We start from the raw sequence: 14671 nt of genomic DNA, 5'->3' as shown, positions 1-14671 counted from the left end.
CCGTGGCGCTCCCGCGCTTCGTGTTCCACCACGCAGCAGGGCTGATGTTCGCCGTGCCGCGTCCCGGAACCGAGGCAGAGTTGCTGAGCCCTCTCGTCCCGGTGCGAGCGTGAGCATTCGAGGCGGCCACGCGAGCAGCCGCGGAAGAAGTGTTCGACGGAGCCAGTCGTCCGCAGCATCATCGGGCATGCCATTCATGACACCGTCCACGTCCTACGCCCTACCCCGCCTGGCCCTGCTTCGCCGCGGCTGCGGCCTCGCCACCCTGCTCGTGTTGACCGCTTGTGGCACCGAGAAGCCTTCGCCGCCCCGGTGCGCGGACGCCTCACCTTCCTCCGAGTCAGGTACATCGCCGCTCTGCGAGAGCCCGCGCTGGGAGGCCGTCGAGCAGCAGGGAGACATCCCGCCCGCGCTCTGGGAGGCCAGTGCCTCGTTCTCTCGCACGAGCGGCGAACCGGCCGTCGTCTACCGCTTCGGAGGCCAGAGTGGGAACTTCCCGAACGACTTCACCGTCAACGAGTTCCATGCCTTCGACATCGCCACGGCCACCTGGAGGAAACTGGCCTCGCCGCCGCCCCCCGCCGCACGCGCCGAATCCCTGATGATTCCCGGTCCGTGCGACGGCTGCGTGAGCATCGTGGGAGGGCGGGGCCGGTTCCGGACGGGCTCGGACCTGATGTTCCCCGAGATGTGGACCTATGACGTCCAGCGCCAGCACTGGGAGCAGGTCTCCTCCGAGAACCTGGGAGACCCGTTCGCCGTGCGCCGCTCCTCCGCCCTGGTCGTCGAAGTGCCGCGGGCGGGCCAGCCCGGCAAGAAGACCTATTATGCGTTTGGCGGCGTGGGCAACACGCTTCCACGCTTCGCCACGACGTCCACCGGTCTTCGCAACGATGTCGCCGTCCATGACGAGGACACGGGCTGGAGGCTCGTCACGACAGCCGGTGAGAAGCCCGCGCCTCGCGCCTGGGCCGCCGGCGGGTACGATCCGGACAACCACTCGCTGCTCGTCTTCGGTGGCTATCGCCTCGGAGCGGATCAAGGCCCCGAGACGCCGGCCGGGGAGCTCTTCGGTCCGACGAACTACGAGAACGACCTCTGGTCGCTGAGCCTCGAGACGCTCACGTGGACCCGGCTCCAGCCGACGGGCCCCCTGCCCTCGCCGCGCGACAACACGGTGGCGTTCTTCGACACCGCCCATGGCGGGCTGGTCGTCTTCGGTGGGCAGCGCTTCGACGGCCTCTCCAGCGAGCTGTGGTTCTACTCGGTGAAGGACAACCGGTGGACCGAGGTGGCCCTCGACTCAGGCGCTCCCATCCCCCCGGCCCGCGTCGGAGGCATCTCCTTCGTGCGGGAAACACCCACCGCCTACGAGCTGTACCTGAACGGTGGGGCCACGTCCGACGGCGGCGCGAGCGAGTTCCTCGACGACCTCTGGAAGCTGACCTGGCCGAAGCGCTGACCGCCCTACTCCAGTGGCACCAGCGGCCCGTCTGAGGCATCCCCTCATTTAGCAAGCTGGAGAGGAAGCGGCGGGCCGGCTGGTTCGTGCAAGGAGTAGGGCCACCTGGACACTACGTACTGGGTGAGAACCTCTTCCATCAACGAAAAGAAGGTGCACGCCTTCCTCGACGGACTCTTCGGGGATGAGCTGCATGCCAAGAGAGTCTTGTCGCTGTCGCTGGCGACGCTGGGCGTGGTCCATGCGGCCAGCCTGTCGGTGTACGCCATCGGCCAGTCGCTGGCGTTGGCCCGTGGCACCAAGGGCAGGCATGGGGTGAAGCAGGTCGACCGGCTGCTGTCCAATACCGGCATCGACGTCTGGCACCTGTTCGCCCTGTGGGTGCCCTACGTGCTGGGGCAGCGCACCGAGGCCGTGGTGTCGCTCGACTGGACGGACTTCGAGGCCGACGACCAGACGACGCTGGTGGCCGCGCTCAAGACGCGCCACGGCCGCTCGCCGCCCCTGGTGTGGTTGACGGTGCAGAAATCCACCCTTCAGGGGCTGCGCAACGAAGTGGAGGACTCCGTCCTCTTGCGCCTGCGCGAGTGCATCGCCCCAGAGGTGAAGGTGACGGTGCTGGCGGACCGGGCCTTTGCCGACCAGAAACTCTACGCCCTGCTGGGGCAGGTGGGCTTCGAATATGTCATTCGCTTCCGCCAGTGCATCACCGTCACCACGGCCCGCGCAGAACGGCGCGCGGCAGCCGAGTGGGTGTCCGCCTCGGGCCGTGCCTTGCGTCTGAAAGCAGCCCGTGTCACCGACGACGAGGCTCAGGTGGGCGCGGCGGTGCTCGTGAAGAAGAAGGGGATGAAGGAGGCGTGGTGTCTGGCCACCAGTCTGAGTGAGACGAGCGCCTCCCAAGTCGTGGCGCTCTACAGTCGCCGTTTCTGCACCGAGGAGAGTTTCCGGGACATCAAGGACTTGCGCTTCGGCTTGGGTTTGTCGGCCGTGAGCATCACCGAGCCGGAGCGACGCGACCGATTGCTACGGACTCCACCGGTGTACTCCCCATCCCTCAACTTTTCGGCCGCACGCACCGCAGGTTCCGGCCACGAAGTCAGGGAACTCCCGGCGACCCATGACCAGGAATCAGCGCTTCCTGGAGACCATCAACAGGCAGGTCGCAAGGTAACTGCCGGGCAATCGCGATCGGCGCGGGGCACCCCCTCGATCCGGACTGGATGAAGGGGCGCCCCGGTGGGTGGGAGAACGAGCTGCTCATCGCGTACCTGCTGCCCACCGGGAGCGTTGACGCCTACTCCGTGCCGCTCGTCGGGGGCGCGTTCATCTGGGGCGGCAAGGTGTACCTGTAGAAACGGAGGCGACTGAATCTAAACCCAGGCAGCCGCAGGACTTTCACCGGACGTCTGAACTCGTGTGGTCGCCGGTTGAGAGCGGGCTTGTTGGGTAGGATTCTCACGAGAGACCTTTAGAGTCGTCAGAGCCGGCTGGTATGTGGCGACTTGCTCCTGATGTCCGGGGGCATTCAACTCTGGGGGGCTCTCATGAGGGTATGCGGGATTGTTGCGTTGCTTGTGCTCGCGGCAGGATGCGCGACGACGAGGGTTGTCCACCTGGACACCGGGCAGGGAGCGCCGATCGTCTACACGCCGGTTGAGACCGATCCGGTCGAGATAAGCGAAGAGGAGTTCAAGAGCGCGGTCACGCAGCTCGTGCTCGACTTGAAGCTGAACGTCGCACTGAATGAGGCCGAAAGAGACGAAGGACTCTCGTTGCTCGCTTCCTCCGAGGGGATCGTCGACGGTGCTCAGGGGCGCACGGTGCCTTCATCCTACGAACGGATTTGTCAGCGGCAGAGCGACCCCGATAGCTGCCTGCGCCTGATTACAGGTGGGTTTACGCTGGGCGTAATGGAACGGCGGATGCTTGCCCTCTACTTCGCGCTCGACACCGTTTGGGAAGGGGTTGAAATGGCGATCAAGGACTTGGCGAATCCCGCAGCCCTTCGTGCGATGGTTACGGCAATGATTGGGACCGCACTCGTCATGCTTGTCGCGCCTGAGCCAGTGACGAAATTCATTGCTATTGCGCTGACGGCATCCCTGATTGCGTATCTTGGAACGGGCCCTGTGTGGAATCTCGGGCGAGGGTTCCTTCGCTTGTGGGATGAGTCAAAGGACGCGAAGAACTTCTCCGAGTTGGAGGACGCGGGTCACCGTTTCGGGAAGATACTCGGCGACAACGGGGCTCGCGTTCTGGTGATCGTAGCTTTGGCGGCACTCGGCGGAAGGAATGCCATGGCTGCGCAGGCCCCCAAGCTGCCGGGCGCGGCGCAGGCTGCATTGAGGGCGCAGACCGAAGGCGGGTTCCAGCTATCCGCCGCCTTCGCGGGCGAGGTCCAGGCGATTGCGGTCCCGGCGACCGGCGTGCTGAACATGACGCTCGCGCCGACTGCCGTTGCAGCGGTTGCAATGGGGCCTGGAAGTTCCGGCGGAGCCGGGGGACAAAGTTCCATTCAGGGCGACCCGGACGGCGAGATTCACCACATTTGCACTAACAAGAATGATATATCCGACAAGACAGGTGGCCCGTGGACTCCGATTTTTGCGAAGCTCTTCAGGCGTGCCAATATGGACCTTAATGACCCAGCGAATCTGGTGCGCATCAGAGGGCATAAAGGCTCTCATATTCGAGAGTATCACGAGGAGGTGCTTCGGCGGATTACTCTTGCCATGGAGGGTTGCCGGGGTGCTGCTCAGTGCCGGGTCGCACTAACCAATGAGTTGAGTCTGATTGCCAAAGATCTCACGACGACAGGAACCATGCTGCGTAAACTCATTATGAAGGACCCTGGAGCCTGAGACATGACGAAGCGCTACTTTGACCTGAGAGTCGATGCCTATGTGCCGGGGCGTTGGTATCTATCGGAACCCACCAACCTTGCCGGGGAGGAAGTAGATGATATCTGGGCATTCATACAGGGACGGCCGGTTGAGATAACTGAGCGGCTGCGTATTCCCATCTTCAGGCCCGGCAAGCCGCTCGACATCGATTTTGCCGGAGCGGGGCAAACTCCGATTGTCAGTGCGCGTGTTGCATCAGTGTTCCGCGAAATTGCGGCGAACGACGTGCAACTCTTCCCGGTTGAGGTTGAGGGGCAAGCGGAACCCTACTTTTTGCTAAACGTTGCGCGCGAGGTTCGTTGCATAGACGATGCTGCATGCAGAGAGGTTCAGTTCTTCTCTGCTGACGAGGAGTTGCATGCGGATCGGGCCGGTCAGTACCGATCCGTTATTGGGTTGCGGATCGACAAGTCGAAGGTAGTTAACGAGCGTGTGTTCCGGCTTTGGGGCTACCACGTTGCCCTCATCGTCGATGCGGAGATCAAGGAAGCTCTGGAGCGAGCCGGCATCACGGGAGGACGGTTCGAGGAGGTCTGAATTGCCCCCGCGACCGATAGGCCCGCCCCGGCGAGCTGCTCACAAGGACGCCGGGGCGGGCTCCCAGGCCCGGCGAGACAGCGCCCCTGCGCGCATATCGGCGATGGAAGGGTGCCCATCCGGGAGGTCACGCACCATTGCTGCAACCTGTTAGATTGGCCCTTGCGCTCGTGCTCGTCTGGGCGACTGCGCCGCGAGCCGATGCCGCCCCGCCGCGCACGGAGCGGAAGCGGGCCGTTTCTGTCGTCGTCAACCCGGATGCACCGTTGCCCGAGATTCGCGTCGAAGCAGCGTCGCCGACTTGGCTGTACTTCCCGACCGCCATCGCGGAATGCACGCTGACGGTTGACGGGCAGCCGCGCACGGTCGACGCGGCGGTTCCGGGCGAAGGGGTGCGGATTCGGGTGCTCGACGTGGGCAAGCGCTCGATCATCGTTCAGCCTGTGGAGGATCTCCGACCGACCGATGACCAGGAATCAGCGCTTCCTGGAGACCATCAACACAGAGGGCCGAGGCCTCCATCCATAGGAGGCCCGTAGCGCGCACCGCGAGCCCCGCGTCGACTCGGAACGCGCTGCTTTCAATTGCTCGGGACGCCGAACCACCTGCGCAACTGCGGGAGCAGCGCCTGCTGGTCATCGCCGAGCCACGCCACGTGCCCGTCGGGTCGCAGCAGCACGGCAGGCGCCTCGAGCTCCTCGCTGGTTGCGACGACGTGGTCGACTCGGCTGCCCCAACCCGCGACCGAGAGCCGGCCGGTCTGGTCCAGCAGCAACCCGCGACCGCGATGCATCCGTGCGTACAGGCGCCCCTGGTCCAGCGCGATGTCGCGCATGCGGCGGCCCAGGAGCGCGTGCCCCTCGCCGAAGTCGTAACGGACGGAGATCGCGATGATCTTCTCGATGAGGTAGCGGTTCACGTCCGCGAAGTCCATCAGCTCCGACAGCAGCCGGCGCACGGCCTGCGGCCCGGGCTCGGTGGACAGCAACAGCATCTGCGCACGGGTGTTGTCGAGCACATCGGCCGCGACCGGGCGGCGTTCCAGCTCGTAACTGTCAAGCAACCCCGCCGGTGCCCAGCCCTCGATTTCGGCGGCCAGCTTCCATCCGAGATTGAACGCGTCCTGGATGCCGAGGTTGAGTCCCTGTCCGCCCACCGGCGGATGGATATGCGCGGCGTCGCCGGCCAGCAGCACGCGGCCGGCCCTGTAGCGCTCGGCCAGTCGCGTGGCATCGCCGAAGCGCGACAGCCAGCGCGGGGAGTGCACGCCGAAAGTAACTCCTCGCCTGAGCCCGTCGTGACGGGGGGGCGGATGAAGTGCGAAGTCGACGCTCGACTCAAAGCAGGAGGAGCGCGACGGCATGGACTTGAAGGAGACGGCGCAGAAGCTGAAGGAGCAGGTGGAAGCGCAGCGGGGTCGCGGGACGCGGTGGCGATTCGAGGAGGGCTTCCGTGCGCAGGTGGTGGCGTATCTGAGGGCGCGGCAGGCGGAGGGAGGGACGCAGGAGGAAGCGGCGCGGGAGGTGGGCCTGTCCTCGTGGACGCTGTCGCGGTGGGGCCGGCAGGCAGGCCCGGTGAAGCGAGGGCGGCCCGCGCGAGCAGCACCGGAGACGAGTGGCGCGGCCTTCCACCCGGTGGAGATGAAGCGCGAGGTGGCGGTACGCAGCGCGCTGGTGGTGCACGGGCCCGGGGGCGTGCGGGTGGAGGGCCTCAGCGTGACGCAGGTGGTGCAGGTGCTCAGGGGGCTTGGGGGATGATGGGCACCACGCGCAGGCTGGCGGTGTACGCGTACGCGCGCCCGTGCGACATGCGCAAGTCCTTCGACACGCTGTCGGCACTGGTGACGCAGGGCATGGGGCGCGAGCTGCTGAGTGGTGACGTTTTTCTCTTCGTGGGTGGAAACCGGAAGCGGGCCAAAGCCCTCTTTTTCGACGGCACGGGGCTGTGCCTGTACGCGAAGCGGCTGGAGAGGGGCCGGTTCGCGGCGGTGTGGAAGCGGGCAGAAGAGGGCGAGCCGGTGGCGCTAACGCTGCCGGAGCTGGCGCTCTTCTTCGAGGGCAGCGAATTGGTAGGGCACCAGGCGCTCTCGCCCGCGGCGGCCGAGGCGGTGCCGGTCTTCGCGCTGGCGCGGGGCCAGGTGGGCTGAGGAGCTTGCAACCTGGAGGGTGGTGTGGCACCAGCACGACCCAGCATGGTGCGGCTGGAAACCGAGCGAGACGTCGAAAGGCTACGCCAGGCGGCGCTGCTGCTGGAGGCGGAGAATCGCCGCCTGACCTCGCGGGTGGTGGAGTTGACGCGCCAGCTTTTGACGGCGCGCGGCGAGGCCGCCGAGGTGCTGCAGCTGCGGCTGGCGGAAGTCGAGCGGCAGCTTTCCCAGGCACGCGCCGCCCTCTTCGGCCCCTCCAGCGAGAAGCGCCCGCGCCCGAAGCCCGAGCCGCCGCCCACCGAGGGCAAGCCCCAGCGAGGCCACGGCCCGCGCCAGCAGGCGCTGCCGGTGGAAGAGGAGGTGCACCTTTTGGACGAGGCGGACCAGCAGTGTCCCCAGTGTGGCGGCGCGCTTTCGCCCATGGCCGGCCAGTACGAGGAGGCCGAGGAAGTCGACGTGGTGGAGCGACGCTTCGTCCTCAAGCGCCACCGGCGGCAGAAGTACCGCTGCGGCTGCGGCGCGTGCGTGGAGACAGCCCTGGGCCCGCCAAAGCTGGTGCCGGGGGGCCGCTACTCCGTGGCCTTCGCCATTGAAGTCGCCGTGCAGAAGTACCTCGACCACGCGCCGTTGGAGCGGCAGGTGCGGGCCATGGCGCGCGAGGGCATGGTGGTGGACAGCCAGACGCTCTGGGACCAGGTGCGGCTGCTGGCGCGCCTGCTGCTACCGACGTGGGAAGCGCTTTGGCTTGAGCAATTACGCCAGCAGGTGCTGGGCGCGGACGAGACGCGCTGGCCGCTGTTGGGCAGCCCGGGACAGACGAAGTGGCACCTGTGGGCGCTGGCCAGTGCGCACGCCGTCGTCTACCGCATCGCCGAAACCCGAGGGGCCGAGGCCGCGCGCGAGCTGTTGAAAGACTTTTCCGGCGTGTTGATGGCGGACGGCTACGCCGTCTACGGGGCCTTGCAGAAGGAGAGTGCTGGGCGCTTCCAGGTGGCGCACTGCTGGGCGCATGTGCGGAGGAAGTTTCTGGAGTGCGGCGGGCCCCAGGCGGCAGTCGCTGTGGAGCTCATTGGCGAGGTGTACCAAGTGGAGCGCGAGTACCAGACGGGCCCGCCCGACTTGCAGCGGTTGCACGCACTTCGCCAGCAGAAGAGCCGCCCGGTGGTGGCCCGCCTGCACGCGTGGGCCCTCCAGGTGCGCGTGCTGCCCGAGTCCGCGCTGGGCAAGGCCCTGCGCTACCTGGGCGAGCTGTGGCCCGGACTGACGCGCTTCCTGGACGACGCACGCGTGCCCTTGGACAATAACGCCACCGAGCGTGCCCTGCGCGGGCCGGTGGTGGGACGCAAGAACCACTACGGCAGCCGCAGCCGCCGCGGCACCGAGGTGGCCGCCATTCTCTACAGCCTGCTGGAGTCGGCGAAGCTGTGCGGCGTCGAGCCCAAGGCCTACCTGCGCGCTGCCGTGCTGGCGGCGCTCAACGGCGAGTCGCCACTGCTACCGCACCAGTACGCGACAGCTGCCTGAAAGGGCTTCCATGGCCGCGAAGATTTCCGAAACCCTGCTGGAGTACGCCGCGCCACTGCTCGCGCAGATGCCACCAGGCGCGTCGCTTCAGCAGCAGCAGGCCTTTCTCCAAGTCGTCATCACCGTCTGGAATGCGCTGGTAGTGGCGCAGTGGGGGAAGGAGAACCTGTTGCCCGATGTCTACCGGCGCCTGGAAGCGATGCCCCAGCCCGGCCGGACAACGATGCTCGCGATGGTCGACGCGCTCGTGGACCGCAAGCGCCAGCACTTCGCGAACGACCTGCGCGCCGTGGGCCGCTGGGAACTGCGCGTGAAGGCGAACGGAGAACTCTCCCTCTGGGCGGAGGCACGCGGTCCATCACGCTGAGTCGGGCCACAGCGGCATCATCCGCCGAGCTCTCCGTCAACGGAGAACTCGACGGGCTCGGGCGAGGACTTACCGCCGAAATCGGTGCCGGCGACCGCGCGCAGTTGCCGCTGGAACTCCTCGAGCGTCGGCGGAAGCGTGCGATCCTCGGCCACGCTTTCCGCCGGCACGATGACGCGGTACGCACCGTCTCCCAACGGCATGAAGCCGAACCGCTTCTGCGTCTTGCGGACTTCGGCCATCAGGGGCATGAGCTCCTGCAGCGGCATGGCCACCGCCATCTCGCCCAGCAGCGTGTCGACCCGCGTGGGCTCGCCCGGGAAGTCGACCCCGACCTGCCTGCGCACGGTGCTGCGGCCGCCGTCGCAGCCGACGAGATAGCGCGCGCGCAGCCGCGTGCCATCGCCCAACTCGCCGGTCACGCCGTCGTCGTCCTGCTCCAACCCGACCAGTTCGCAACCACGACGTAGCTGCGCGCCGAGCTCGCTGGCGCGCTCGGCCAGAAGACGATCCGTGATTGGCTGGGGGATGCCGAGCACGTAGCCGTGCGCGGTGTCGAGATTCTCGGGCGCAGGCTTGTCCATGCCTGCGAAGAAACCGCGGATCGGATGCTGCTTGCCGAGCGCGAGAAATCGCTCCAGTAGGCCGCGTTGGTCCATCACCTCGATGCTGCGCGCATGCAGACCGAGCGAGCGCACGACCGGGCTCGGCTCCGCCGCTTTCTCCAGGACGACCACGTGCACACCCTGCAGCCGCAACTCGCAGGCCAGCATGAGGCCGGTCGGGCCACCGCCAACCACGATCACGTCGCTCACATGCATCTCGCGCCTCCAGTTCCCGGGGTTTCTTTCCGGGGCCGCGGACTCTGCATCCCGGGATGGGGCTTGCAGCAAGCCCGGGGGCGCGCCATACAGTCATTCGTAGGATGGAGGCGACTCCGTCTCAAGCCCCGCGCTCGCCTCCTCCGCACCTGCTTGAGGGAAGCTTACGGCGAGGGAGGCAGGAGCTCCGGAGGGATGGGGTGCTCCGCGTCCTCGTCCTGCCAGACCACGCTTGCGACCCACCAGCGCTGCCCGTCGAAATAGAGCTGGATGTAATTGACGCCTCGAGCGTACCGGCTGCCATCCGAGCGCCTGAGCAGCTCATAGCTGGAAGCCACATGGGCAATGTTGCCGTAGCGGTGCACGATGCGGCGGAGCTCCGGCTCACGGAAACCCTCGCGCATCAGCGGCTCCGCTTGTGCCACGAAGGATGGATGATCGAACACCGTCAGCTTGCTCCCAATGGCGACGAAGTGGATCCACGGAGCATAGAGCGTCCTGTCCCTGGCCCACTGCCGCGGTGCGTCCGGGGCGACATTCACGACCTCGTAGAAGGCGCGCATCACCCCGTCAATGGTGCTGACATCTTCCGGATTGGCGGGCACCGTCTCAACATGGACGGAAGGAGGGGTTGTCTCTGGGGCATGGGCGCATGCGGCCCCGAGCAGAAGTGCGTTGACAAGAACGGTTCGCATGGCCGCCAATATGGGACCTGGCCAGCACGGCCGCTGTCAGAATCTTGCTCGAATGAACTGGGAACTCTCCTTTCCAATGCGCACGCTGCTCCACGGGCGTGAGCTCTTCGTGGGTGAATGGCATTGCGCTGGCGGCTCGCCGCGTCCTCCCTGCTGGCGGGAGCGAGCCCTGTATCACGAAGTGGATCTCCTCCAGACGGGAACGCACGTGCGTGACCTGGGGCATCAACGCAACGTGGTGGATTCGACGACCGCCGCGCTCCATGCACCCTCGGATGAGTATTGGATGGCCGCTCCCACGGAACGTCCTCAGCGGGGCACGCTGCTCCTGCTCCGGGGCGCACTGGCCGAGGAGCTGATTCCGCGTCTGCCCACGCGAAACTGTTCCATCTCACCGCAAGCCGCGCGCCTTCATGCCCGGCTCCTGCACGCCGTGGATCCACTGGCCCGGGAGGAGACGGCGCTGTCGCTGGTACAGTGTGTGTTGTCGGATGCGCGGGCTCAGCCGGAGCGCGCTCAGGGCGTTTCCCGCGCATGGCGCCGCTTGAGCGAGGAACTGCAACACGTGGTGGCCACTCGCTTCAAGGAGCGTTTGTCTTTGGAGGTCATGGCCTCCGCGTGCCGCACATCTCCCTTTCACGCGAGCCGTGTCTTCCGGGCCGTGACGGGTGAGACCCTGCACCGGCACCTCACCCGAGTGAGGCTCCGCGCGGCCCTCTTCGAGCTCCCGGGCGCGGCCGGACGTTTGACCGAGCTTGCCCTGGCCATGGGCTTTTCATCCCACAGTCATTTCACGCAGGCCTTCCAGGAGGAATTCGGCTGTGCGCCCTCCTCTCTGGTAGGCGGGCCTGCTCGTGGACGGAAAATCCCTCTACAGGAGAAGGATTGAGAGAGGGGGGTGACCTTCTCCACGACCGCACGGTGCCAGGCGTCATTCCAGCCCCTACGTGCCTCACTGCCACTGACATGTGCCCCCTGTGGTTTCCCGCATCATGAGGGGGGTCCCAACGGGCCTGCCGTAACCTTCCATGTCACGCTTTGCGGGGCCTTGTGACCTGGGATGTCGCAACGCCCCCTGCCCTCGCACCGCGCCCTCCAGGATAGGTCTGTGTCCGGCAGTGGGCATGTCCATTGCTTCGCCTGGACGCAGCCCGCCATTCACTCACCATCGATTCTGTTTCCTCAAGCCAAGGACGGTGGGGCTGAAACCACAACATCCGCAAGAGGAACGTATGCGTTACCCACACCCCCGCATCTCATTCAGTGCTGTTTTATCGTTGCTGGTGGCTGTCTCCATGGCCTGGAGTGGCACCGCCCAGGCGCAGACCTATCAGTCGGGCATCGTGGACAACTACGTCCTGCCGACCGAGCCCGTGTCTCCGAGCGCCGGCATGCTCGCGTACATCGCGGCCAACTACACCTACCCCGGCTCCCGCCCGCATGATGACACGAGCATCGACCGGTGGTTCGCCACCACCTTCACCGGGCTGCGGCGCAACGGCAACATCTGCGGCGCCACGCTCCGGATGGGGGTACGCAACGGCGACTTCAACGACTCCGTGGGTCTGCTGTTCATGGGCCCGACAGGCACGGCGCTGGCAACCGGCTGGGGGGACTCGCTCGTCAACCGCGGCATCGCCGTGGGCGCCTCGGGCACCATCTCCCTCAACCTGGCGGCGCTGCCCGGTGGCGCCAACCTGATTCCCACGCTCAACGCGCAGGGCTTCGTGGATGTCATCGTCCAGGACGACAGCGCGGTGGACTACGTCACCCTGACCATCACCCCCTGCCGGGTGGACGTCTATTCGAAGGACAATGCCAGTGACGTTGGCCTCACGCCGACCGTCGACCCCATCTGGGTCAGCCCCGATATCCGCGTCTGCACGACGTTTGGTTGCGTGGGGCACCAGAACCCGGAGTTCGGGCAGACCAACTTCGTCTATGTGACGTTGCGCAACAACGGGCCGCTCGCCCCCGTGGGCAACCCGGCCACGGGCAGCCTGTTCGTCTACTACACGGGCTCTGGCGGCGCCGCGGTCTGGCCGACCGACTGGGCCCTCATCGGCAGCATCTCCAGTGTCAGCCTGGCCGCTGGCGCGACGCAGGAGTTCTTCGTGCCGTGGACCACCGTGCCGGCGCCGGGGCACTACTGCCTGCTGTCGCGCTGGGTGGCCCCGCTGACGGACCCGATGACGCTGACGGAGACCGTCGGCTCGAACACCCTCAACAACACGCGGTGGAACAACAACCTGGCGTGGAAGAACGTGAACGTGGTGAACCTGTCGCCGTTCGCGCCCAGGCAGGACTTCCATTTCCGTCTGCGCAACCTGCTGGCGCAGCGTGAGGGCCCGGCCGCGCTGGAGGTCCGCATCCCCAACCGCACCGCCCCCTCCTTCCTCAAGCGGGGCCAGTTGATGCTCACCCTGCCGCAGGAACTGTGGGCCACCTGGCAGCGCCAGGGCACGGGCTTCGAGATCGTGGCCGAGCGCACGGTGCGCATCGTGAACCCGGACGGCGCGCGCCTCGAGGGCCTGATGCTGAAGCCGGACGGCGCCCACCAGGTGGACGTCACGTTCATGGCACAGGACGCCAGCGCCGACGAGGAGCGGTTCGAGGTGGACCTCGTCCAGCACTCGGGCAGCCCCGAGAAGCCGGATGAGATTGCCGAGTCGGGTGGCGTCCGCTTCGACATCACCCTGAGCAAGGAGTAGCCGTCCCCCGTCGTCCCGGGGCATGGGGAGCGGAGCGGGTGTCTCGCGGCTCCGCTCCCTCAGGGTGGCCGTGGTTGTAGACGCCGACCAGTTCGTTCGTACGAACGCTCCCGTTGACGCGAATCTGCGAGCCACCGACGCCGACGCCGCTGGCGACGCTCGTGGCAGGTAACACGCCAGCCGCCGTGCGTCTTGCTCCTGCAACCGACACAACCCTTCCAGGAGCTCCCATGAAGTATGTGATTCTCATGGTGGTGCTGGCCGCGATGCTTCCGGCATCCGCCAGCGCCCAGGCGCAACAGCTGCCCACCATCAGCGCGCAGGTCAAGGCCAGCGGGTGCCCGGTCTACTCGCCCGGCACGACAGGGACGGCCATCTTGAACTACTCATGGACCGACCCTCCGGGGAGCATGCCGCTGGTCTACGGGTGCGCCCCGGACAACGCGCTGGTCGAATCCCTGTACCTGGATACCGACCTGTCCTGGTGGTTCAACCCCGCCTTCAGGAGCATCACCCTCTCGTACCTGGGCTCCACGGCGAACGTCCTGACGCGAGACGTGAACGGCGCGTTCATCTTCCCGACCCCAAACTCCCAGATGACGGCGCCCTTCAAGGGCAAGCGCGTCAACCAGGGCTTGTGGGCGGCCCGGCCGACGGTGGACACCGGCGCGAGCAATCCGACGTTCCGGGTGCGAATCATGATCAAGTGGAAGGTCCCTCCCGCGGTGAATTCGCCCATTGGCTTCGTCGAATCCGCCCAGGGAGGCGGGGTCACGGGTTGGGCGTATGATGAAGACACGCTCACCGTCGGGACGTATGTCGAGTTCTTCTACGATGGCCCGGTGGGCGTGGGGACGTATGGCGGACAGTACTGCGCCGACCGGTACCGGGCCGACCTCTGCGACTTCCTGACGGGCTGCAACCACGGCTTCGGCGTGCCCATCCCAGCGAGCCGCTGCGATGGCCGGCCGCACACCGTGTATGTCTATGCCCTGGACCTGGGCACGGGCACCCGGGTCCAGCTGACCAACAGTCCCCAGAGCTTCACCTGTCCGTAGGACCTCGGCACAGAGGCTCTGACTGATTGGTTTTGGACCCGCTCATCGGAGGGCCGTACTACGGGAGGGGGCTACTCATGAACGTGGCAGGTTCCTTGAAGCGTTGCCTCATGAGCGCGGGGTTCGGCGTGGTGGGGCTGGTGGTGAAGGCCACCCTGGACCGGATGGATGACCGGTTCGATGTCGGGAACACGTTCGAGGTCCAGCTCTTCAACCCGGCCCTCAAGAAGATGTGCTGCGGTGAAGAGGTCCGCGGCTACGAGGTCAACATCCGGGAGCGCGTGGTGAGCGTCGGCGTGCAGCTCGGGGCTGTCGGCGCCGAGGCGGGTGAGCGTGACGCGAAGCAGCCCGGCACGTACTACGTCCGCATCAAGTGGAAGGAGGACACCAGCCCGGTCGAAGCGCCGCTGGAGTTCTCGGTTGAAACCCCGGGGGGGTGAACGG

Annotated in this window: 17 protein-coding genes; 14 read left to right on the top strand and 3 right to left on the bottom strand. The window is 66.5% G+C overall.

The window, feature by feature from the left end; genetic code table 11:
* Positions 1-187: 187 nt before the first annotated feature.
* The 6 genes from ACVTJA_RS23755 (at position 188) to ACVTJA_RS23730 (ending at position 5444) form a co-directional block, all read left to right on the top strand.
* The gene (locus tag ACVTJA_RS23755; protein WP_465839382.1) at positions 188-1462 is read left to right on the top strand and encodes a Kelch repeat-containing protein; all 1275 of its coding nucleotides are present in this window, start codon (positions 188-190) and stop codon (positions 1460-1462) included.
* Between the two features lie 123 nt (positions 1463-1585).
* A complete protein-coding gene (locus ACVTJA_RS23750) occupies positions 1586-2689 on the top strand; it encodes an IS4 family transposase (RefSeq protein ID WP_465839381.1) in 1104 nt (367 codons plus the stop codon).
* On the top strand, positions 2686-2817 hold the full coding sequence (locus ACVTJA_RS23745; RefSeq protein WP_465839380.1) for a hypothetical protein: 132 nt from the start codon (positions 2686-2688) through the stop codon (positions 2815-2817). The genes ACVTJA_RS23750 and ACVTJA_RS23745 overlap by 4 nt, the downstream gene beginning before the upstream one ends.
* A 192-nt stretch (positions 2818-3009) precedes the next feature.
* Positions 3010-4326 (top strand): AHH domain-containing protein, encoded by a 1317-nt coding sequence (locus ACVTJA_RS23740; RefSeq protein ID WP_465840508.1) that lies wholly within the window; start codon positions 3010-3012, stop codon positions 4324-4326.
* A 3-nt stretch (positions 4327-4329) separates the two neighbouring features.
* Complete coding sequence (locus ACVTJA_RS23735) at positions 4330-4905, top strand: imm11 family protein (RefSeq protein WP_465839378.1); 576 nt, start codon at positions 4330-4332, stop codon at positions 4903-4905.
* A gap of 170 nt (positions 4906-5075) precedes the next feature.
* Entirely contained in the window at positions 5076-5444 is a 369-nt protein-coding gene (locus ACVTJA_RS23730) for a DUF2381 family protein (protein ID WP_465840506.1), read from the top strand.
* A 41-nt stretch (positions 5445-5485) separates the two neighbouring features.
* On the opposite strand, the gene ACVTJA_RS23725 is transcribed toward ACVTJA_RS23730, so the two are convergent.
* On the bottom strand, positions 5486-6172 hold the full coding sequence (locus ACVTJA_RS23725; RefSeq protein ID WP_465839377.1) for an FAD-dependent monooxygenase: 687 nt from the start codon (positions 6170-6172) through the stop codon (positions 5486-5488).
* Positions 6173-6266: 94 nt separating this feature from the next.
* Here ACVTJA_RS23725 and ACVTJA_RS23720 point away from each other — a divergent pair, with 94 nt between their 5' ends.
* From ACVTJA_RS23720 to ACVTJA_RS23705, 4 genes are read left to right on the top strand one after another with little or no spacing between them, the layout of a single operon-like run.
* Positions 6267-6662 carry a hypothetical protein gene (locus ACVTJA_RS23720; RefSeq protein WP_465832657.1) on the top strand — a complete coding sequence of 132 codons (396 nt, stop codon included), beginning with the start codon at positions 6267-6269 and terminating at the stop codon, positions 6660-6662.
* Entirely contained in the window at positions 6659-7051 is a 393-nt protein-coding gene (gene tnpB / locus ACVTJA_RS23715; RefSeq protein ID WP_465832655.1) for an IS66 family insertion sequence element accessory protein TnpB, read from the top strand. The genes ACVTJA_RS23720 and tnpB overlap by 4 nt, the downstream gene beginning before the upstream one ends.
* A 24-nt stretch (positions 7052-7075) precedes the next feature.
* Positions 7076-8575 (top strand): IS66 family transposase, encoded by a 1500-nt coding sequence (tnpC, locus tag ACVTJA_RS23710; RefSeq protein WP_465832653.1) that lies wholly within the window; start codon positions 7076-7078, stop codon positions 8573-8575.
* 10 nt (positions 8576-8585) lie between these two features.
* The gene (locus ACVTJA_RS23705) at positions 8586-8942 is read left to right on the top strand and encodes a hypothetical protein (protein ID WP_465832652.1); all 357 of its coding nucleotides are present in this window, start codon (positions 8586-8588) and stop codon (positions 8940-8942) included.
* A 17-nt stretch (positions 8943-8959) separates the two neighbouring features.
* On the opposite strand, the gene ACVTJA_RS23700 is transcribed toward ACVTJA_RS23705, so the two are convergent.
* Together ACVTJA_RS23700 and ACVTJA_RS23695 are read right to left on the bottom strand one after the other, a co-directional pair.
* Complete coding sequence (locus ACVTJA_RS23700) at positions 8960-9757, bottom strand: FAD-dependent monooxygenase (protein WP_465839376.1); 798 nt, start codon at positions 9755-9757, stop codon at positions 8960-8962.
* Between the two features lie 170 nt (positions 9758-9927).
* Positions 9928-10368: a hypothetical protein gene (locus ACVTJA_RS23695; RefSeq protein ID WP_465839374.1), complete on the bottom strand. Its 441-nt coding sequence runs from the start codon at positions 10366-10368 to the stop codon at positions 9928-9930.
* Between the two features lie 88 nt (positions 10369-10456).
* Here ACVTJA_RS23695 and ACVTJA_RS23690 point away from each other — a divergent pair, with 88 nt between their 5' ends.
* The 4 genes from ACVTJA_RS23690 (at position 10457) to ACVTJA_RS23675 (ending at position 14667) form a co-directional block, all read left to right on the top strand.
* On the top strand, positions 10457-11347 hold the full coding sequence (locus ACVTJA_RS23690; protein WP_465839373.1) for a helix-turn-helix transcriptional regulator: 891 nt from the start codon (positions 10457-10459) through the stop codon (positions 11345-11347).
* 406 nt (positions 11348-11753) lie between these two features.
* Entirely contained in the window at positions 11754-13169 is a 1416-nt protein-coding gene (locus ACVTJA_RS23685) for a hypothetical protein (protein WP_465839371.1), read from the top strand.
* Positions 13170-13399: 230 nt separating this feature from the next.
* Positions 13400-14227 carry a hypothetical protein gene (locus ACVTJA_RS23680; protein ID WP_465839370.1) on the top strand — a complete coding sequence of 276 codons (828 nt, stop codon included), beginning with the start codon at positions 13400-13402 and terminating at the stop codon, positions 14225-14227.
* Between the two features lie 110 nt (positions 14228-14337).
* The gene (locus ACVTJA_RS23675) at positions 14338-14667 is read left to right on the top strand and encodes a hypothetical protein (protein ID WP_465839368.1); all 330 of its coding nucleotides are present in this window, start codon (positions 14338-14340) and stop codon (positions 14665-14667) included.
* Positions 14668-14671 lie beyond the last annotated feature (4 nt).

It is taken from the genome of Pyxidicoccus sp. M6 (assembly GCF_055568925.1).
Note: the sequence above shows the minus strand (reverse complement) of the source record. Positions and strands in the feature narration are given on the sequence as shown.

Excerpts from the sequence above, each read along its gene's own strand:
- ACVTJA_RS23755 (WP_465839382.1), top strand. The coding sequence starts at position 188 with ATGCCATTCATGACACCGTCCACGTCCTACGCCCTACCCCGCCTGGCC.
- ACVTJA_RS23745 (WP_465839380.1), top strand. The coding sequence starts at position 2,686 with ATGAAGGGGCGCCCCGGTGGGTGGGAGAACGAGCTGCTCATCGCGTAC.
- ACVTJA_RS23740 (WP_465840508.1), top strand. The coding sequence starts at position 3,010 with ATGAGGGTATGCGGGATTGTTGCGTTGCTTGTGCTCGCGGCAGGATGC.
- ACVTJA_RS23735 (WP_465839378.1), top strand. The coding sequence starts at position 4,330 with ATGACGAAGCGCTACTTTGACCTGAGAGTCGATGCCTATGTGCCGGGG.
- ACVTJA_RS23720 (WP_465832657.1), top strand. The coding sequence starts at position 6,267 with ATGGACTTGAAGGAGACGGCGCAGAAGCTGAAGGAGCAGGTGGAAGCG.
- tnpB (WP_465832655.1), top strand. The coding sequence starts at position 6,659 with ATGATGGGCACCACGCGCAGGCTGGCGGTGTACGCGTACGCGCGCCCG.
- ACVTJA_RS23705 (WP_465832652.1), top strand. The coding sequence starts at position 8,586 with ATGGCCGCGAAGATTTCCGAAACCCTGCTGGAGTACGCCGCGCCACTG.
- ACVTJA_RS23690 (WP_465839373.1), top strand. The coding sequence starts at position 10,457 with ATGGCCGCCAATATGGGACCTGGCCAGCACGGCCGCTGTCAGAATCTT.
- ACVTJA_RS23685 (WP_465839371.1), top strand. The coding sequence starts at position 11,754 with ATGGCCTGGAGTGGCACCGCCCAGGCGCAGACCTATCAGTCGGGCATC.
- ACVTJA_RS23680 (WP_465839370.1), top strand. The coding sequence starts at position 13,400 with ATGAAGTATGTGATTCTCATGGTGGTGCTGGCCGCGATGCTTCCGGCA.
- ACVTJA_RS23675 (WP_465839368.1), top strand. The coding sequence starts at position 14,338 with ATGAGCGCGGGGTTCGGCGTGGTGGGGCTGGTGGTGAAGGCCACCCTG.